17 protein-coding genes and 1 tRNA gene are annotated in these 18,536 nt (G+C 39.2%); 6 read left to right on the plus strand and 12 right to left on the minus strand.

All coding sequences use genetic code 11. The features are described 5' to 3' along the window. Positions 1 to 48: 48 nt before the first annotated feature. On the minus strand, positions 49 to 867 hold the full coding sequence (locus tag FFJ24_RS08000; protein ID WP_138820962.1) for an abortive infection family protein: 819 nt from the start codon (positions 865 to 867) through the stop codon (positions 49 to 51). 15 nt (positions 868 to 882) lie between these two features. Next, a complete protein-coding gene (locus tag FFJ24_RS08005; RefSeq protein WP_138820963.1) occupies positions 883 to 1,284 on the minus strand; it encodes a helix-turn-helix domain-containing protein in 402 nt (133 codons plus the stop codon). Between the two features lie 128 nt (positions 1,285 to 1,412). Between FFJ24_RS08005 and FFJ24_RS08010 the strand changes: the two genes are divergently transcribed. The 3 genes from FFJ24_RS08010 (at position 1,413) to FFJ24_RS08020 (ending at position 3,870) form a co-directional block, all read left to right on the plus strand. Further along, positions 1,413 to 2,312, plus strand: a complete 900-nt coding sequence (locus tag FFJ24_RS08010; RefSeq protein ID WP_138820964.1) for a HEPN domain-containing protein — start codon at positions 1,413 to 1,415, stop codon at positions 2,310 to 2,312. A gap of 172 nt (positions 2,313 to 2,484) precedes the next feature. Beyond that, positions 2,485 to 3,588 carry a hypothetical protein gene (locus FFJ24_RS08015; protein ID WP_138820965.1) on the plus strand — a complete coding sequence of 368 codons (1,104 nt, stop codon included), beginning with the start codon at positions 2,485 to 2,487 and terminating at the stop codon, positions 3,586 to 3,588. Positions 3,589 to 3,594: 6 nt separating this feature from the next. After that, a complete protein-coding gene (locus tag FFJ24_RS08020) occupies positions 3,595 to 3,870 on the plus strand; it encodes a hypothetical protein (RefSeq protein WP_138820966.1) in 276 nt (91 codons plus the stop codon). Between the two features lie 150 nt (positions 3,871 to 4,020). Here the strand turns inward: FFJ24_RS08020 and FFJ24_RS08025 are convergent, their stop codons facing one another. From FFJ24_RS08025 to FFJ24_RS08045, 5 genes are all read right to left on the minus strand, one after another. Further along, positions 4,021 to 4,557, minus strand: a complete 537-nt coding sequence (locus tag FFJ24_RS08025) for an ORF6N domain-containing protein (RefSeq protein ID WP_138820967.1) — start codon at positions 4,555 to 4,557, stop codon at positions 4,021 to 4,023. Positions 4,558 to 4,611: 54 nt separating this feature from the next. Beyond that, the gene (locus tag FFJ24_RS08030; RefSeq protein ID WP_138820968.1) at positions 4,612 to 5,832 is read right to left on the minus strand and encodes a site-specific integrase; all 1,221 of its coding nucleotides are present in this window, start codon (positions 5,830 to 5,832) and stop codon (positions 4,612 to 4,614) included. Between the two features lie 248 nt (positions 5,833 to 6,080). Continuing rightward, positions 6,081 to 6,153 (minus strand) — tRNA-Lys (locus FFJ24_RS08035). Between the two features lie 208 nt (positions 6,154 to 6,361). Then, entirely contained in the window at positions 6,362 to 7,060 is a 699-nt protein-coding gene (locus tag FFJ24_RS08040) for an NUDIX domain-containing protein (protein WP_138820969.1), read from the minus strand. Positions 7,061 to 7,063: 3 nt separating this feature from the next. Further along, complete coding sequence (locus FFJ24_RS08045; protein ID WP_138820970.1) at positions 7,064 to 7,735, minus strand: HAD family phosphatase; 672 nt, start codon at positions 7,733 to 7,735, stop codon at positions 7,064 to 7,066. Positions 7,736 to 7,935: 200 nt separating this feature from the next. Here FFJ24_RS08045 and FFJ24_RS08050 point away from each other — a divergent pair, with 200 nt between their 5' ends. Continuing rightward, positions 7,936 to 9,087, plus strand: a complete 1,152-nt coding sequence (locus tag FFJ24_RS08050; protein WP_138820971.1) for an aldose epimerase family protein — start codon at positions 7,936 to 7,938, stop codon at positions 9,085 to 9,087. 498 nt (positions 9,088 to 9,585) lie between these two features. On the opposite strand, the gene FFJ24_RS08055 is transcribed toward FFJ24_RS08050, so the two are convergent. The 5 genes from FFJ24_RS08055 to FFJ24_RS08075 form a co-directional block, all read right to left on the minus strand. Continuing rightward, on the minus strand, positions 9,586 to 10,755 hold the full coding sequence (locus FFJ24_RS08055) for an alpha-hydroxy acid oxidase (RefSeq protein WP_138820972.1): 1,170 nt from the start codon (positions 10,753 to 10,755) through the stop codon (positions 9,586 to 9,588). A 324-nt stretch (positions 10,756 to 11,079) separates the two neighbouring features. Further along, positions 11,080 to 11,901 carry an amidohydrolase gene (locus tag FFJ24_RS08060; protein WP_138820973.1) on the minus strand — a complete coding sequence of 274 codons (822 nt, stop codon included), beginning with the start codon at positions 11,899 to 11,901 and terminating at the stop codon, positions 11,080 to 11,082. Between the two features lie 10 nt (positions 11,902 to 11,911). Continuing rightward, on the minus strand, positions 11,912 to 12,241 hold the full coding sequence (locus tag FFJ24_RS08065; RefSeq protein ID WP_138820974.1) for an L-rhamnose mutarotase: 330 nt from the start codon (positions 12,239 to 12,241) through the stop codon (positions 11,912 to 11,914). Position 12,242: 1 nt separating this feature from the next. Then, positions 12,243 to 13,097 (minus strand): fumarylacetoacetate hydrolase family protein, encoded by an 855-nt coding sequence (locus FFJ24_RS08070; RefSeq protein WP_138820975.1) that lies wholly within the window; start codon positions 13,095 to 13,097, stop codon positions 12,243 to 12,245. A gap of 23 nt (positions 13,098 to 13,120) precedes the next feature. Beyond that, positions 13,121 to 13,885, minus strand: a complete 765-nt coding sequence (locus FFJ24_RS08075; protein ID WP_138820976.1) for an SDR family NAD(P)-dependent oxidoreductase — start codon at positions 13,883 to 13,885, stop codon at positions 13,121 to 13,123. Between the two features lie 267 nt (positions 13,886 to 14,152). Here FFJ24_RS08075 and FFJ24_RS08080 point away from each other — a divergent pair, with 267 nt between their 5' ends. Beyond that, a complete protein-coding gene (locus tag FFJ24_RS08080; protein WP_138820977.1) occupies positions 14,153 to 16,888 on the plus strand; it encodes a hypothetical protein in 2,736 nt (911 codons plus the stop codon). Then, positions 16,888 to 18,441, plus strand: a complete 1,554-nt coding sequence (locus FFJ24_RS08085) for a glycosyl hydrolase family 65 protein (protein WP_138820978.1) — start codon at positions 16,888 to 16,890, stop codon at positions 18,439 to 18,441. The genes FFJ24_RS08080 and FFJ24_RS08085 overlap by 1 nt, the downstream gene beginning before the upstream one ends. Positions 18,442 to 18,536: the final 95 nt, after the last annotated feature.

Genomic DNA, 18,536 nt, shown 5'->3' on the forward strand with positions numbered 1-18,536 from the left:
TAATTAATTATGCCCTTAATTTTTGGACTGCCTAAATAACTGGAATAATTAGAAATTGCTAGACCAATCAGGTTTAGCCTCTTCAATAACGGCATTTTTATGCTTGGTTTCTAATGTTTGGATGTATTTTACAGTGGCTGTGACATTACTAAAAATAAATACACTTTCATCATAATTTAACACCGGATTATCATGCGCAAAACTTCTATTATTGCGAATATCATTGAAAGCCTGCATGACTTGGAAAGTTGACTGAATAATTTTTTCGGCCATTTCTGATTCAATTAGACCCTTTGACCGAATAGCTTTTATGTACTTACCATATATAGCATTTATCGATTCCTCATTTGAATATTCTACATTATGACTTTTACAAAGTTCTTTTAAAAACTTAAATAGGAAGGTATGTAATCTGTCCAGTGCTGATTCCGGTTCATTATTCTCAATACTTTCTTTTATGAGCTTTGCAAGTTGGTGAAAATCCTTATCGTCGTTTGTTGCTTGTATAGCGTCTATATGCTCAATTATTTTGCCCGAAAGTAGCCTCTCTGATATTTTATAGAATTCGTTATAAAAACTTTGGTCTACAACCTTATTTTGCTCATTTTCAATAATCAGCTTATATTGATGAAGCCTAGTAAACAATTTGCCAACAGTATAGTCATCTTCCAATTTCATAAACTGTTTAAGTCGATTACCTTTTGATCCTGATGTTCCCCCTGCATATTTATCAGAAAGAATATCCATTCCTACAGCATCACCCACAAACTCTTGAAAGGTACGATCAGAAAAATTCAAGACATATCCACCGCCCATTTCTAAAAAACTAGTTACAACACGCATTTCCAAAAATGAGATTTCGGCCATTCTAGTTACTAATCATTATTTTTTAAGAAGTTCGTTTTTTTCACGCTCACTAGCAAGCAGGCGCTCATATAAATCCTTATTTGCTTCTAAAGCTTCCATTAGTTTATCAAGAGGATTAAATGTGCAGCCATGGTAAGCGTTGAATGAATGTGTTACTTCATCATTAAAAGTATTAAAATAGTTGACAATACCCTCTTCTGTAAAATTTTTTATCCCTTCAACAGTGACACCCAAAACAGTAGCAATTTTTTCTAAAGTCGACTCTTCTACTTCTTCGCTTTGCTCAATTTTAGAAATCGTCTGTTGGCTTACGCCAAGTTCAATAGCAAGAAAATCTTGTTTTATTCCACGTATTTCCCTGATACGGCTGATCTTTCTGCCGATGTGCACTTTGTTTGATTTTGTAGGCGTTTCCATAAAGCAAATATAATAAATTCCTAAGATAGTAATGAACCAATGTATTGTAGTAAGATACCAGCTTTAGTGGTAGGTTACGGCATTGCCGTACCGCATTTTTGATCTAATAAATCAAAAATGTCACGATTATGGAAACACAATTCTCGCAATCTGGCCAGTTCCAGAAAGAAAACTTTTCCGGCTTTATCAAAGAGCTGGTTCAAAAATTCAAGCCCGAGCAAATCTATAGCTTTGGAAAATATATCGATTTTAAAGTCAATAACGGGTGCTTCATAGAGAACCACAGCGTAGAAAATTATCATTATTTTTTATTGATGGTGACCGAAAGCGTTACCAGAATTGAACACGAGGTACAAGACTTTGCCAATAATCATTATCCTTTCGGCAAGATTACTATATTAGCTCATGGGAAAGAAACTATTGCAGAGGCAATAAAGGCCAATAACAGGTTTTTCATTACCATTTATAACGAGGGCCAGATTCTTTATAGTCGGGATGGTATGGTACAACCTTTCCAAGCTACAAGTTTGATACCTACACAGGGAGCAGTAAAAGCCCAAAAACATTACAACCACCGCTTTCCACTGGCAACAGGTTTTTTAAAAAGCGCAAAAGAATGCCTGACGAACCAACATCACAATTTAAGTGCATTTATGGCGCACCAGGTAGTAGAACAATGCTGTATTGTTTTGATCAGGGTTCACTTGGCTTACCGCTCTGATATACACAACCTATATAGACAGCTTCGGATGTGCGATAGTTTTTCTCCGGCACCATCAAGGCTATTCTTATCGGGCAGTGAAGAGGACAAACGGCTCTTTGATATCATGGTAAAAAGTTATTCCGCTGCACGTTATAAGGATGACTTTAAGGTTGAACAAGCCGATGCAGAGCAAATTTTTACCCGTGCTTCAACCTTTTTAAAGCTTACTGAAATTATGTGCGGTGACAAGATAAAATCCCTTGCACAAGTGGCGGAATCATACACACAATTAAAAAAAGAAAGTGAGGTGGATCATGCCGGATAAAACTATTCCATCAATGAACTTCTTTCATTTGCCCTTTACGCCAAATACAAGGATACTTACAGAAAATACACTGAACCAATATTCCGAGATCAGAAAACCCAAAAGGGGCTATTTCCCCATTAAAATCAGAAAAATATCTTTCAGCAATGAACTACTTGTAATAGGTGTAATTGTGGACAAAGAACCCGAAGAACTTGTTTACATTAAGGTTACCGCCTCCGAATTATTAATAAGTTGCAGCGTTGATACCCATGAAAACTATTTGAGCCGATACGCTTATTTTTCTCTTACCCAACTGATGTACTATGACACTGAATATGATTTCGAAGACTATTATTGGCCGGATTTCTTTGATCAGAAAACAGGGGAATCTAGGTACCTGATGATTAACAAGTCGAAAGATAATTTACATGTATCTCCAAAAGTACGATACAAAGGATTCTATAAACCGAAAAAAAAACTTCCTGTAATATCACAAAACCCTGTTCCGTTAAGAAAAGCAGTTCCCTGCATTCAGGAACAACCGCCTGAAGAAACCCATGTGATATTAGGTTTTTGCCTTGCCGATTCTAATAATGAATGGTATCGAACTAACCATTATCCTTTTTTGATTCCTTATACAGGGATTTTGAACAAGGCCAAAACCGATTTAAGAAGCTTTACAACATATGTGCTTAATGAAATGCAGCTACCGGAAATTGATCTTACGGATGAGCAGCAAAAACTCGTTGAGATTTGCTTTGACATGAGGAAGATCGCCTTAGTAGCAAGCCCAGCATATAAAGATGATACCAATAAGCTTGCTGAAAAACGGAAACAGAACCAATATAATTTCAATCAGCTTTTTGAGCTATGGCAAAAGGCGCTTCCTTTACTTTCAGGACGGTTGTACACACACTACAGCTATACATATGGAATGCGTAATGTAAAAGGCAAGCCAAGAAGATCGTATATGACGCCATGCGCCTTTAATAACGAAACACCAGAAATCTGTTTTCTATGGAAAGACATGGGTGATTATTATAAACTGGAACTTCGATTAATGCTTCAAGGAAGAATACATCCGCTACAATATTACTTCAATACCGCTTTTTTTGCTATGCTGAGCTACAGCCCGAGAAAATATGTGCTGTTGAACTCTGTTAGTGACAGCCAACTGATCAGTTATTTTCAGCAAAGCCAATTTCAGCTCTTAGTACTAAAGAAACACTATGACGGTGATTTTAAAGATTTTGTAGATCAATTAAGAATGGTATATCGTTTCATCAATAAATAGAATGTTATGGAAGAAATTTTAAAGGCTTTAAATTATCAACCTGTTGATATCTCAGATGAGGATTTTGATAATCCTGTGCCAACAATATCTTATTTTTTCGTGAACCATCCGATTCACGAATCCCGTACTAAGCTTTGGGAGCTGTACGAAGGATGGATCCATTTCGCTGCTGAATCCCCTGAAGGCGAGGAACTAACGGATATGTTATTTTTTTATAATCAATTGGTCGAACTGCTGAACCTATGTTATGTATTTACCCAAAAAATTGAATTAAATAAATAGCGATATTATGAATCAAAAACCATAAATAGGATTTAGTTGAATAATGCCTGCAATCTGGCCGTCCCGCATTTGCGGCCTGCGGAACGGCCTCCGCTCTTGGCTGTCGCTGTTCCCGCTTTTGGCATATACGGAGAAGCCAGTAACAGAAAACTACAGTTCGTCGGGTTTGAACCCAATTCGTGTCCTTTTCGGTGCTGGCCGTTCCTGTTTCTCCAGCAGTTCGTCTAGGTAGCGGAAAACGATCTCCATGTTTTTGTCCTGGTTATCCAGTTTTCCTTTAATCTTTTCAATTTCCAGCCTGATCTCTGTATTGTCGGATAGCACATGGCGCATTCTGGTAAAAATGCGGATGATCTGGATGTTTACCTCAATAGCCCTTGTACTGTTTAGCACGCTGGAAAGCATCGCTACGCCTTGTTCGGTAAAGGCCATGATGTTATATTTCGAGTGGGCCCCATGTCTTAAGGTGCCAAATTGGCTCCTTAAGATTTTCTGTTCCTCCGTATTCAACTCAAACATGAAATCTTCGGGAAAACGTTCTGCATTTCTTTTTACCTGCCGCTTTAGCTGTTTGGTTTCCACTCCGTATAGTTCAGCCAGATCCGAATCCAGCATCACTTTATGCCCTCTTATCATGTAAATCTGGTTCATAACCAGTTCATCAGAAATTTTGATCTTTGTTTCCATTCTATTATCGTGTATTTAAAACCGGTCGGCACATGAGCTGCCGACCGGAAAGGGTTAAATTGAGGCAAATATCTGTCTCAAAGGTGCCATGTCACTGCTTACCTTTTCATCCAGCATTTTTGCATAAAGTTGGGTGGTGCGTATATTGGTATGTCCCATCATTTTTGATACGCTTTCAATAGGCACACCATTCAGCAGGGTAACTGTAGTGGCAAAAGTGCGCTTAGCAATACGGTTGCCCAATGTTTTGACGATGCCCGACAGGGCGGCAATCTCCACCAAATATTCGTTCATTTTTTGATTGCTGGAAACCGGTAGCGCCCTGTTCTGATTGACACAGAGAGGGTGATCTTTATACCTTTCCAGAATATCGGCGGCTATTGGAATAAGCGGGACGGCTACAGGCGTACCAGTTTTTTTGCGGTAGCTAAACAGCCACTTTTCCCCGTCAATACCAATACGTATGTCAGTTTGTTTGAGTTTTTGCACATCGGCATAGGACAGCCCTGTATAACAGCTAAACAGAAAGAAATCCCGAACTTGCGTTAGTCTTGCGGTACTGTATTTTTTGCCTGCAATGTTTTGCAGTTCATCCGCAGTAAGGTACTCACTTTGTACAAGCTTTGATTTCAGCTTATAACCAAAGAAGGGATCAACGATGATCCATTTGTTTCTGAGACATATGCGGACTATTTTCCCCAGATTCTTAAGATGCTTACTGGCGGTATTGGTATCATTATCCTTTGAGGTGTGCAGGTAAAAATCGAAACCATCAATAAACTCATGGTCTATATTTCGGATGTTGAGGTCACCTGTTTGATATTTGAATGAAAGATATTCTTTAACGTGCTTTTCAAGCACTCTAAACCGTCTCAAAGTGCCTTCCGCATAATCTTCCTTTTCTACAAGTGCGGCCATGTTTGTATTATGGATTTTAATGGCCTCCATAATGGTGTGTGCTTTTTCTGCCTTGCCCAGATACTTGCATTTAACGCCCTCAGCGGATATCTCTGCGTCTTCTACGCATAAGGCAGTATGGGCAGCAATAACGTCCGCTTTCATTTTGTCGAGATAGGAATTTAAAGTTTTGGCATCTTCCTTAGTGCCGATCATGTGACCCGCTTTGGTGTTCCACAATTCCGGTTCACATTTTCTGCTGGCGGACATTTCCACAGGTTTTCCGTCAACGGTAATCCTTAGATAAACAGGAATAGCACCTTTAACATAATTTTTTGGTTTCTTCAGGTAGAAGAGCAGACTGAAATTAGTTTTCATAATCGACTGATTTAAAGTTAACAAAGTTAGCCTTGCAGTCTAATCGTATCAAGTCGTTCAATGGTTGAAATTTCTGTAAGTCAACAACTTACATCATTTTCAGTGAGTATACCACTCTGTAAAACTACTCACCGAATCACTCACTTTTTTTATGCGATTTATTGCATATTTTGGTGTTTCCGGTAAACGATAAAAGCTTGCAATCCTTTGATTTGCAAGCTTTTACGTAGTTTTGATACTATCTTCTGTGATCCCGCTGGGATTCGAACCCAGGACCACTACATTAAAAGTGTAATGCTCTACCAGCTGAGCTACGGAATCATTTCCTTTTGTTTAAGGAGGTGCAAATATAGAGATAAATCCCTTCTTTGCAAATGTTTTTATAAAATGTTTTCGGCCTTCATCGTTAAAATTAGGTTATCAGTTTGTAACCTGCTGATTTTAAAATGGCTAAGCGCCAAAAATAATTTTCACCTTTTTAAAATAAAAGCTAATACAAACTAAACAGGTGTATAATTACCAGAATTTTTTATTTAGTGGCCTTGGGTATAAAGTTTAAAAACGACTGAAACTGTGCTTTGTGTTTGTTTTTATCGAGCTTAAAGTAGAAAGCACCACGCCTCGAGCTCGATTTATCTTTCTCGTTTTGTTTAATGAGTAAACCACTAGCCGTAATTTTACGGATAAAGTTACGGTTATCAATCGGTGCATCGTACACCTGTTCATATAAAGCCTGCAATTGCGGTATGGTAAAGCGTTTAGGTAATAACTCAAACAAAACAGGGTGGAGGGCGGCCTGGTAACGGATTTTATCCATCGCTGCTTTTACCATAATGTTATGGTCGAAAATCAGTTCAGGTACTTCTTTAAGCGTAAACCATTCGGCATGGAACTGATCATTAATCTGTTTGCTGTATTTATTGATGTCGATCAGCGCAAAATATACCACCGATACCGTACGCTCAATAGGATCACGATCGGGGCTGCCATAAGCATGCAGCTGCTCCAGATATACATCATGCAGGCCGGTAAGCTCTAAAAGGATTCGCTTCGCAGCGCCATCCAGGTTTTCGTTTTCGCCAATAAAACCGCCCATTAAGCTCCATTGATCTTTTATTGGCTCAATGGCCCTTTTAATAACCAAAAGTTTCAGTTGTTCGCCGTCGTAACCAAAAATAATACAGTCTACGGCAACCAATACAGGTTTTTGATTTAAATATTTTCTCATGTTTTAAAAAAGCAGATTTAATTTAGTATCGTTGTAATCGTTAATATAGTCCAAAATATTTGGATAACCGTTAAATTCTTCCCGGCTATGTGTAGTCGTTAACACCAGGCACTGCATACCTGCGTTTAAAGCCGATTCTACACCTTTAGGTGCATCCTCGAAAACCAGGCAATCGGCCGGTGCAACACCCAGGGCAGCTGCTGCCTTTAAAAAGGTTTCCGGATCGGGTTTGCTCATTTTTACGTCATCGGCACTTACAATGGCATCCAGGTAATGGCGGATGTTTAAACCATCTACCACAAAATCGATGTTAAAAGGAATAGCTGCCGAACCAATGGCCATCGGGATTTGTGCCGCCTTAGCCCGTTCCAGAAAATTATCCAAACCAGCTATTAATGCTAAATGTGGTAGATAACCCTCCTGGTAGCGTTTTTCTTTATCTACTGAAAGGCGTTCTATTTCTGCAGGACTAAACTTATCCTTACCAAAAACACGCTCCAGTACTTCGTGGTTTTTACCATACATTTCTTTTTTTACATTTGCGTAATCAAGTTTGGCACCTAAATCTTCGGTCATGATGCTGTACCAGGCTAATGTATGGTATTCCATATCGTTAATCATGGTTCCGTTTAAATCAAAAAGAAGAGCTTTGGGCTTGAAATTAAAATCGTGCATATTCTTGCTAAATTATGTGATTTTTTTTTGATGTAGTGAATGATGATCAATATTAACAGAAATAATATTATAATCGTTAACCTGACGTTAATTATTTTTACTACTTTAGCTGTAACCAAAAATAAATCTATATGCAAGCATCAGGAGTTTTGCCAGGTAAAATTCACGATTGCTTCATCAACTTAAAACAATAATAACTGATGAAAAAACCATTTCTTAAGGCATTGCCATTGGCTACCTTGTGTGTAGCCCTTGCTTTTAGTGCATGTAATCCTAAAACCGATAAAGGTGCAACAGGCAGTACACAGCAAGATTCGTTAAAATACAGCGCAACCATTGATGGTAAAGCGGTTAAACTTTACACGTTGAAAAACAAACAAGGTGCTTCGGTATCGATTAGCAATTTTGGCGGCAGGGTAGTTTCGTTGTTGGTGCCCGATAAAAACAACAAACTAACCGATGTGGTACTCGGCTACGATAGCGTGGGTGCCTACCGTAAAAAAGGTGAACCGTTTTTTGGCGCATTGATTGGCCGCTACGGAAACCGCATTGGCAAAGGTAAGTTTACTTTAGACGGAAAAGAATACCAGTTACAGCTTAACGATGGTGTAAATACCCTGCATGGCGGTACCGATGGCTTTTACGGCAAAGTATGGGATGCCAAACAACCGGATAGTACAAAGCTTGAATTGAGTTACGTTTCTAATGATGGCGAAGCCGGTTACCCTGGTAAATTGGATGTGAAAGTAACTTATACTTTAACCGACGATAATTCGCTGCAAATTGATTATGCGGCTACTACTGACAAAACGACTATTGTAAACCTGACCAACCACGCTTATTTTAACTTGAACGGCGAAGGCGACAGTACCATTTTGGATCACGAACTGATGATTGATGCCAATACTTACACACCAGTTGATTCGACCCTGATTCCAACCGGAAAATTACAACCTGTTGCAGGTACTGCTTTCGATTTTAACAAAGCAAAACTAATTGGTAAACAAATTGGCGATAACGACGAGCAGTTAAAATTTGGTAAAGGTTACGACCATAACTTTGCCTTAACCCACCACGATGGTAAAACACCGGTGGCAGTGGTAAAAAGTACTAAAACCGGTATTATTTTATCGGTTATCACTACCGAGCCTGGCTTACAGTTTTACAGTGGTAATTTCTTAACCGGGGCTGATAAGGATGGTAAAGGCGGTAAATCTTACCCACACCGTTCGGCTTTCTGTTTAGAAACGCAACACTTCCCTGATGCACCAAACCACCCGAATTTTGCTTCAACCGTACTTAAACCGGGTGAAACCTATAAAACGAGTACAACCTACAAGTTTTCGAAATAAGGTTAGGCTGTATCATCAATATTGAATTGTTATCTGAGGGTTGATTTATTTCATCAATCAATAGGAGTGACAGGCGATTTTAATGAATTAATATATTGCGTGGAATCGTCATTCCCAACTCGATTGGGAATCGTAATGCCTTGGTAGGTTGCATTAAGATTCCCGCATGCGCGGGAACCGATGGCTATCGGATGACGACGTCGCTATTGAATTCTGTCAATGGTAGAGGGGATTTATTTATAAAAATCAATGTAGCTGACAGGAGAATTTTTAACGAACTGTAGGCTATGAGGAATCGTCATTGCGAAAAGGCTTCTTCAGCCGACGAAGCAATGACGATTTTTCCCTATTGAGTTTATTAATAGTAGCCTGTAGAAGCCTGCCGTTATGCTGTGTGAGGCGTTTCGATACTTCGCCGGGCTCAGTACAGGCTGAGCTCAAGGTGACAAATTCTAGAAAATCAGGGGTTGATACAGCCTTTTTATACTGCCAATAACCTTATACTTCCAATAACCTTTCAGGGAATTGCGAAATTTTTTCTATCGTAAGTTGCTGCATAATCTGGTATAAATGGGTTTTAAACATATTGATGGTATGTTCTCCGCCTTCATTACCTAAAGCACCAACTCCATACATAAAAGGCCGGCCCATAAAGTTGAATTCAGATCCAACCGCATGCGCCCTTGCCAAATCAACACCCGAACGGATTCCTCCATCCAGCATGATTTTGAGTTTTGATTTATAAACTTCATTTCCGGCGAGTTTAATTAAAGAATTGATCGATGATTCCCCCGCATCAATTTGTCGTCCACCGTGATTGGAAACAATCACCCCATCAACACCAATTTGTATGGCTGCCTGCATATCTTCATCGGTAGCGATGCCTTTTAATACCAACGGGCCTTTCCAGATTTCGCGGATGGCGGAAACTTTTTCAATATCAACCTTACCGGTAAATGTTTTGTTCATGAATTGTCCCAGTTGCGACATGTCCATTCCTTTTTCCATGTAAGGCTTTAAGGTAGCAAATGATGGAATGCCATGTTGCAGGGTTTTAATTCCCCATAACGGACGGGCAAAAGCCTGCAAGATATTGTTGATTGACATTTTTGGTGGAATAGATAAGCCACTCTTAATTTCCTTATACCTTAATCCAAATGCAGGAACATCTACCAGCACCACCAACACCGGGCACTCAACCGCTTTTAGTCTTGATAAAATATCATCCCTCAGTTTATTTTCAGTAGGATGATAAAGCTGAAACCAGGCTTTTCCTTCAGACACTTCGGCAATGCGTTCGATGCTACTGGTTGATACGGTACTTAATGTATAAGGAATATCGGCTTTAGCAGCAGCCTTTGCTAAAATTTCGGGTGCATTAGGCCACATCAAACCTTGCAAACCAATCGGAGATATCCCAAATGGAGCGCTGTATTTACGGCCAAATAATTCAACCGACATGTCGATATCTCCACCAACACGTAAGTAATTCGGTTTAAGGTAAATATTGTCGAAATCGCTCTCGTTTCGCGATAAATTAAGTCCCTCATTACAGCCCCCCTCCAGGTAGTCAAAGGCAAATTTAGGAATCCTAGATTTTGCCTTTTTTCTTAAGTCCGCTACAGAAGGGAATTGGGGATTGTAAGGGAATGTAATCTTTTTACTCATATTTAAATATTGTATTGGTCAGATTGTGTTTTAAAATTGAAAACTAATGTTTTGTATTATATTTTCCATCCTGCACTATCTGCTATTTTGTATTGATCGTTTTAAACGAGCGTTAGCTATAAAGCTTAATCCGTCATTTCGAGCGAAGTCGGGAAATCTGTTTAAACTGAGATGACAGATTTAAAGATTTCTCCATTTTGTTATGGTCGGGTCGAGATGATCATTCCAGCACATCATCACCCTGAATTTATTTAGGGTCTTTCATGCACAATAGATCTCTCCATTCCACTGCGTTCCAGTCGAGATGACGGCCGTTTCATAAAACTAAACTCCATAAAAAACCTTAGCATTATCGCTAAAGATTAGTTTATGTTCTTCTGCAGAAAATCGCTCAGTGTACTTAGCAACCAAATTAAACCAGTCCTGGTAAGGCCTGCTGATCAACATTACCGGCCAGTCGCTACCATACATGATTCTTTCAGGGCCAAAATGTTCGAACACCACATCAAAACAGTTAAAAAGCTCTTTCTCCGTCCAGTTTTGCCAGTCGGCTTCAGCCAATAAGCCAGATACCTTGCAATTCACATTTGGATTAGCAGCCAATATTTTAATGTTTGCGGCCCAGGCGGCCAAATCCTGGCTTTTAACATCCGGTTTTCCACAATGATCCAATACAAATGGCTGATCGGGTACCTGATCAACCATTTGTATAATAGCCTCCAACTGATTGTGGTAGCACAATAAATCGTAAGTATAGTTGTACTTTTTTAACAGCTTAACGCCTGCAATAAATCTTTCATTCAAAATAAATTCCGAATTTTCTGCCTGTAATACATGTCGCCAGCCTTTAATGGTTTTGAAATTGCTCCAATAGCTTAAACGTTCATCCAGATTGGGATGAAGCAGGTCTACCCAGCCCACAATACCTTTTATAACCTCGTTCTGCTCAGCGAGTCTCAGCAGAAAATGATTTTCTTCTTCTGATTGATTCGCCTGCACCGCAATACAACCGGTAATCTGAAGATCGTTATAAACCCTCAAAAGGTTCTTCGGAGAAAAATCCTTTCGGATCGCCATCATCTCTTCATTGATCCAGCTATCCCTAACCGGATCAAAATTCCAAAAATGCACGTGCGTATCAATCATATAAAAGCGTTTAGAGTTTAAATATCTGATCCATTAAGATCCATTTTTCGCCTGGTTTTGCACCTGGCAGTGCCTGCTGGAATTTCCACATTAAAGTTTCCCATTCCTGTACTTTTGGATTGGCCAAATCAGCTTTTGCTTTTTCATCAAAAGAGAAGCTTTCGTTAACCTCCATAATCATAAATAAGCGGTTACCTAGGAGATATATTTCCAGGTTTTCGATGCCTGAAGAACTTATACTTTCTTTAATCTCCGGCCAAACCGATTGATGGTACTGCTTATATTCTTCTATCAGTTTTTCATCATTTACAAGATCGAGTGTCAGGCAGTATCTTTTCATGTTAATTTCCGCTGTAAGCTTTAACCGTTTGTTTGCTTGTGCCCAGGCCATCAATTCCCAGTTCAACCACATCACCAGCTTTTAAATACCAGGGCTCCGGTTTCTGGCCTAAACCTACACCTGCAGGTGTTCCTGTGGTAATTACATCTCCAGGTAAAAGTGTCATAAACTGACTGATGTACGAAATCATAAAAGGCACATTAAAAATCAGGTTAGATGTATTTCCATCCTGTAAGGTTTTGCCGTTAACGGTTAACCACAGGCGAAGATTGTGTACATCGGCAATTTCATCCTGCGTAGCGATAAATGGGCCGATCGGCGCAAAAGTATCACAGCTTTTTCCTTTTACCCACTGGCCGTTTCTTTCGATCTGAAACTCACGTTCGCTGTAATCGTTGTGCAACACATAACCTGCAATGTGATCCAAAGCATTTTCTTCAGAAACATAACTCGCTTTTTTACCCACAACAATGGCTAATTCTACTTCCCAATCGGTTTTTTTGCTGTTTTTTGGGATAATCAGGTCGTCATTTGGACCAACAATAGCGGAAGTGGCCTTGAAGAATAAAATCGGTTCCGAAGGAATCGGTGCATTGGTTTCTGCAGCATGGTCTTTATAATTTAAACCCACGCAGATAATTTTAGAAGGACGTGCCAAAGCAGGACCAAGGCGCACACTTTTATCAACCTGGGGTAAATCAGCCGATTCGATGTCTTTTTTAAGTTTCTCTAAACCATCGCCACCAAAAAATTCTTCGTTATAATCTTTCACCAATGCAGAAACATCGAAATAATTATCGTTTATAATCACTCCTGGTTTTTCAGCTCCCGCTTCGCCAAATCGTATTAATTTCATTATTATATATTTAAAATGTGTTATTAATTATTTAAGGTCGTAAATCCACCGTCAATCGGGTAATCACAGCCGGTGATAAATGAAGCTTCATCACTGCACAAATATAAAGCCAGTGCGCCTACTTCTTCCGGTTTAGCCATTCTGCCGATAGGTTGTGTTTTAGAAAGCTTTTCGAACATTTCAGGGATATTATCCGGATAGTTTTTCTGTAAAAAGCCATCTACAAAAGGTGTGTGTACCCTTGCCGGAGAGATGGAATTGCACCTGATGTTTTCGCCAATATAATCTTTGGCCACACTCATGGTAATGGCTTTTACTGCACCTTTAGCCGCACTGTACACGAAACGGTCGGGCAGGCCGATCAAAGCCGCAATTGATGCCATATTGATAATCACACCGCCACCTGCCAAACGGATTTGCGGAATGGCTGCGTGCAAACAGTTATAAACACCTTTAACATTTACGCGCATTACCCGGTCAAAGTCTGCTTCGTCAGTAGTATCAGCCTTTCCAATATGTGCGATACCTGCATTATTGATCAGGATGTTGATGTGCCCGATCTGGTTAAAAACCTCGTGAACCGCTTTATGATCAGAAACATCGCAGCCATAACTAAATGCTGTGCCACCGTTTTCCTTAATTTCATTAATCGTGTCCTGTGCCTGTTCAGTGCCCAGTTCGATGATGTGAACTTCGGCTCCCTGTTTAGCTAAAATGGTTGCAATGGCCTTTCCAATGCCGCTTCCCCCGCCTGTAACCACGGCTCTTTTGTTTTTTAGTGAAAACATGTATGGTTATAAATTATAATTGATTAGAATATAGAATACAAATAAAATAAATATTGTTGGTTAAAAATTTTATCTTCTTGTCTAAATATTAACAGATATTGTCATACTCCGCTTGTCGTCTCCTAACCGCCTTACCTTGCATAAATTTTACAAACGCGGAAAGCTAATTTACTTATATTTGAATATTATTTTTATATTTAAATAATATTTTAACCAAATATCACATTTCATCTTTCTGTAAAAGGAGAGTTGTAAACCCCAAATTGAATGAGAAATTTTCTGATTTTTATTTCCTGCTATTTTTTATCAATCCCATTATCTCATGCAACTTACCGTGCACAAAAAACGATTATAATATCTACTGAGCAACATGTCCGCATACGTTTTGGCGCAGAAAGAATTTCAAAAGCCTTAACTACATTAAATTATTCGATCAAAATCGAACAGAAAGACAAAATTGGTAGCATAGTTAATTTGATTGCTATTGGTGTATTTTCGGATAAACTTTTCGCTAATCATCTTCCTGCGGAAATTAAAAATAAGATCTCCATCACAAAAAAAGAGGGTTTCCATATTTATACCTCAAAAAACGGTATAATTTATATAATCGGTAACGATGCATCGGGTGCTTTGTATGGCTGTATTGAACTAGCAGATCAGATTAAAAGTAAGGGTAAATTACCATTGCAGCTAACAATGTCCGACCAGCCAGAAATGGTATTACGTGGCACTTGTATCGGCTTGCAGAAACCTGATTATTTGCCAGGCCATGATGTTTATGAATATCCTTACACCCCGGAAACTTTTCCCTGGTTATACGACAAAGCATTATGGATCAAATATCTCGATATGATGGTCGAGAACCGTTATAACTCGCTTTATTTATGGAATGGCCATCCCTTTTCTTCTTTATTGAGGTTAAAAGATTATCCGTACGCAGTGGAGGTAGATGAAGCTACGTTAAAAAAGAATGAGGAAATTTTTCAGTTTTTAACCACAGAGGCTGATAAAAGGGGAATCTGGGTCATCCAGATGTTTTACAATATTATTATCCCAAAACCTTTTGCGGATAAACACGGATTAAAAACTCAAGATCGGAACCGACCGATTATTCCTTTAATAGCTGATTATACCCGAAAATCAATTGCTTCCTTTGTAGAGAAATATCCAAATGTGGGTTTAATGGTGGCTTTGGGAGAAGCGATGGAAGGCGTTGGTCAGGATGATATAGACTGGTTTACCAAAACCATTATCCCAGGGGTAAAAGACGGATTAAAAGCGGCTGGGATTAAGGAAGAGCCTCCAATTGTACTGCGGGCACACGATACCGATGCGCCGAGTGTAATGAAAGCAGCCTTGCCACTTTATCATAATTTATATACTGAAAATAAGTTTAACGGAGAGGCCTTAACTACTTATACACCACGTGGGGCATGGGCCGACTTAAACCGGAAATTAGCAGCCATTGGAACGGTTAACATTTCTAATGTGCATATTTTGGCTAATTTAGAGCCATTTAGGTATGGTTCGGCTGATTTTATCCAAAAATCAGTGCAGGCGATGAATAAAATTTATGGGGCCAAAGGATTGCACTTATACCCACAGGCAAGTTATTGGGACTGGCCTTATGCTGCTGATGAAGTAACAGGAAGATTATTAGAGGTAGATCGCGACTGGATCTGGTATAAAGAATGGGCCAGGTACTCTTGGAATTCGCAGCGAGACCGCAAACAGGAAATCGATTATTGGGGCAAAGAACTCAGTGATAAATACGGCACCAATTTAACAGGTGGTAAAGCCATTTTGAATGCTTATGAAGAATCTGGTGAGATATCACCTAAACTTTTGCGCAGGTACGGCATTACGGATGGTAACCGGCAAACGCTGACTTTGGGCATGTTAATGACACAATTGATCAATCCATACCGTTACGGACTTTTTACTTTACTATATGAATCGGAAGCGCCTGAGGGTGAAATGATTATCGATTATGCAGAAAAGGAATGGAAGAAGCAGGGACATGTTGGCGAAACGCCTGTTCAGGTGGCAAAAGAAGTGATAGAACACGGCAAAAAAGCCATCCAATCAATAAATGAAGCTGCGTTAAACGTAAAAAAGGATACGGCAGAATTTAAAAGGCTTAAAAACGATATCTATTGTTACGATGCCATGGCCAATTTTTATGCGGACAAAGTTAAAGCGGCGCTTTGGATATTGCGGTATAAATACTCCAACGAGGTAAGCGATTTAGAACAGGCATTGCCTTTCCTACAAAAAAGTGTAAATCATTATGCAGAACTGGTTAAACTAACCGATCATACTTATTTGTATGCCAATAGTATGCAAACCAAACAGCGTAAAATACCGATGCGTGGTGTAGACAAAACTTTTATCCATTGGAGAGAAATGTTGCCCGTATTTACCAAAGAATTGAATCATTTTAAAGGCAGTATAGATTCATTAAAATCAATTAAACAAGGAGCATTTACTGCAATCAAAGCCTATAAAAAGGCAGATGTTAAGGTGCTAAACGAAGCTGAAAGCTATATCATCGCCAAAGATGCTTCGCTTTTTACGGATACAACAGTTAAAATTAAAGAAGTGGCAGCACAGCTACTCGGTTTGAAAGGCATTAAACTGAGCAAGGCACAACAGATTAAAAACGGGACAGAAATTAAGTTTAGCACCAATTCTCCTGTAAAGCTGTTGGTTGGCTTTTTTAACCAGAAAGATCCGCAATACCTGGCTCCGCCACAATTGGAAACCGATGCAAGTGCCAATAATTACGGTCAATCCGAAATTAAAATATCAAACGCTTTAGTGCCTTATGGTTTTCCACCGGTAAATGTACACGCGTATGCTTTTCCGGCAGGAACACATACTTTAAATTTAGGAAAAGGTGCCTGTTTGGTTTTAGGTTTTATTGATGATAAACAGGAACTACGCATTTTTAACGCAGGTTTAGATGGCAGGGGAAAAGATATAGACTGGTTATTCGAATAATGATAAATACAAGAAAATTTATAGCCACAGCAACATTGTCGATATTGACAATTACTGGCTTTGCGCAACAAAAACCTATACTGGGAACTGAAAAATTGAAGAAATATGTGGATTATTTTAATTCAACAGATACGGAAGCGGTAAAGAATTATATTCCTAATAGCGAGGCTTTTAAATGGCTTGCCGATCAGGCTCCTTTATTCGAATGCCCGGATTCGGTATTGGAACAAAATTATTACTACCGCTGGTGGACTTACCGCAAACATTTAGTTAAAACGCCTGAAGGTTTCATATTTACTGAGTTTATCGAACCGGTTAAACACGCAGGCAAATATAACTCAATAAGTTGTGCATTGGGTCACCACATTTACGAAGGCAGATGGCTGAAAGACAACAGTTACCTGAAAGATTATATCAAATTCTGGCTTTACCATGCCGATGTGGGGCAAACGAAACAACGTTTCCATCAATTTAGCAGCTGGGTGGATGATGCCGTGTATCAAAACTATCTGGTGAAACCGGATCAGGGATTTCTGAAAGAAATTTTACCGGCATTAGATAAAGATTATGGTAAATGGGAATCGGAAAGACAGCTTAAAAACGGATTGTTTTGGCAAAATGATGTGAAAGATGGCATGGAAGAATCGATCAGTGGATCACGCAAAGACCAGAACCAGAGACCAACCATAAACAGTTACATGTATGGAAATGCAGTGGCATTGGATAAAATTGCGGAACTTTTAGGCGATAAATTACTTGCAGGTAAGTATAAAAACAAAGCAACTGCAATAAAAAAACTGGTCCAGGATAGTTTATGGAATACTTCTGCGTCGTTTTTTGAAACGAGAAAAGCCAAAGGCGGCTCAGCTGAGGTACGGGAAGCCATCGGTTTTACACCCTGGGATTTCAATTTACCCGATGATAATGCCAATTATGCAAAAGCATGGGACCAGTTATTGGATACGGCCGGATTTAAAGCGCCATGGGGCTTAACCACAGCCGAAAGGAGAAATCCAACCTTCAGAACAAGAGGAACAGGGCACAGCTGCGAATGGGATGGAGCACTTTGGCCTTTTGCCAGCTCACAAACGTTAAAAGGATTGGCAAATCTGTTAACGAATTATAAAAAACATGGTAAAATGAATGCAAATATCTTTTATCAGGAACTGCATCAGTATGCGGCATCTCATGTCAAAAATGGAAAACCATACATTGGGGAGTATCAGGATGAAAAAACCGGAGAATGGTTAAAAGGTGACAATCCACGAAGTAGTTTTTACAATCACTCTACCTTTAACGATTTAATTATCAATGATTTAATAGGCTTAAAACCGCGTCAGGATAATGTTTTGGAGATCTTCCCCTTAATTCCTAAAAATCAATGGGACTGGTTTATGCTGGATAATGTTTCCTACCATGGTAAAATAGTGACGATTTTATGGGACAAAACCGGTACAAAATATAACAGGGGCAAAGGATTATTGGTATTTGTTGATGGCAAAGAAATTTATAATGGCAAAGATTTGAAGCCTTTAAAGGTTAAGATGGATTAAATCAATTGTCCCCGGTCTGTGTCTGCACAGGCCAAAATTTTTTATTGGTCCGTGGAGACACAAACCAGGGCTTATAGAAAAGCGATAAAATCACT

It is taken from the genome of Pedobacter sp. KBS0701 (genome assembly GCF_005938645.2).
GTDB lineage: Bacteria > Bacteroidota > Bacteroidia > Sphingobacteriales > Sphingobacteriaceae > Pedobacter.

Excerpts from the sequence above, each read along its gene's own strand:
- FFJ24_RS08060 (WP_138820973.1), bottom strand. The coding sequence starts at position 11,901 with ATGATTGATACGCACGTGCATTTTTGGAATTTTGATCCGGTTAGGGAT.
- FFJ24_RS08000 (WP_138820962.1), bottom strand. The coding sequence starts at position 867 with ATGGCCGAAATCTCATTTTTGGAAATGCGTGTTGTAACTAGTTTTTTA.
- FFJ24_RS08075 (WP_138820976.1), bottom strand. The coding sequence starts at position 13,885 with ATGTTTTCACTAAAAAACAAAAGAGCCGTGGTTACAGGCGGGGGAAGC.
- FFJ24_RS08020 (WP_138820966.1), top strand. The coding sequence starts at position 3,595 with ATGGAAGAAATTTTAAAGGCTTTAAATTATCAACCTGTTGATATCTCA.
- FFJ24_RS08025 (WP_138820967.1), bottom strand. The coding sequence starts at position 4,557 with ATGGAAACAAAGATCAAAATTTCTGATGAACTGGTTATGAACCAGATT.
- FFJ24_RS08085 (WP_138820978.1), top strand. The coding sequence starts at position 16,888 with ATGATAAATACAAGAAAATTTATAGCCACAGCAACATTGTCGATATTG.
- FFJ24_RS08045 (WP_138820970.1), bottom strand. The coding sequence starts at position 7,735 with ATGCACGATTTTAATTTCAAGCCCAAAGCTCTTCTTTTTGATTTAAAC.
- FFJ24_RS08010 (WP_138820964.1), top strand. The coding sequence starts at position 1,413 with ATGGAAACACAATTCTCGCAATCTGGCCAGTTCCAGAAAGAAAACTTT.
- FFJ24_RS08050 (WP_138820971.1), top strand. The coding sequence starts at position 7,936 with ATGAAAAAACCATTTCTTAAGGCATTGCCATTGGCTACCTTGTGTGTA.
- FFJ24_RS08005 (WP_138820963.1), bottom strand. The coding sequence starts at position 1,284 with ATGGAAACGCCTACAAAATCAAACAAAGTGCACATCGGCAGAAAGATC.
- FFJ24_RS08030 (WP_138820968.1), bottom strand. The coding sequence starts at position 5,832 with ATGAAAACTAATTTCAGTCTGCTCTTCTACCTGAAGAAACCAAAAAAT.
- FFJ24_RS08070 (WP_138820975.1), bottom strand. The coding sequence starts at position 13,097 with ATGAAATTAATACGATTTGGCGAAGCGGGAGCTGAAAAACCAGGAGTG.
- FFJ24_RS08055 (WP_138820972.1), bottom strand. The coding sequence starts at position 10,755 with ATGAGTAAAAAGATTACATTCCCTTACAATCCCCAATTCCCTTCTGTA.
- FFJ24_RS08080 (WP_138820977.1), top strand. The coding sequence starts at position 14,153 with ATGAGAAATTTTCTGATTTTTATTTCCTGCTATTTTTTATCAATCCCA.
- FFJ24_RS08040 (WP_138820969.1), bottom strand. The coding sequence starts at position 7,060 with ATGAGAAAATATTTAAATCAAAAACCTGTATTGGTTGCCGTAGACTGT.
- FFJ24_RS08065 (WP_138820974.1), bottom strand. The coding sequence starts at position 12,241 with ATGAAAAGATACTGCCTGACACTCGATCTTGTAAATGATGAAAAACTG.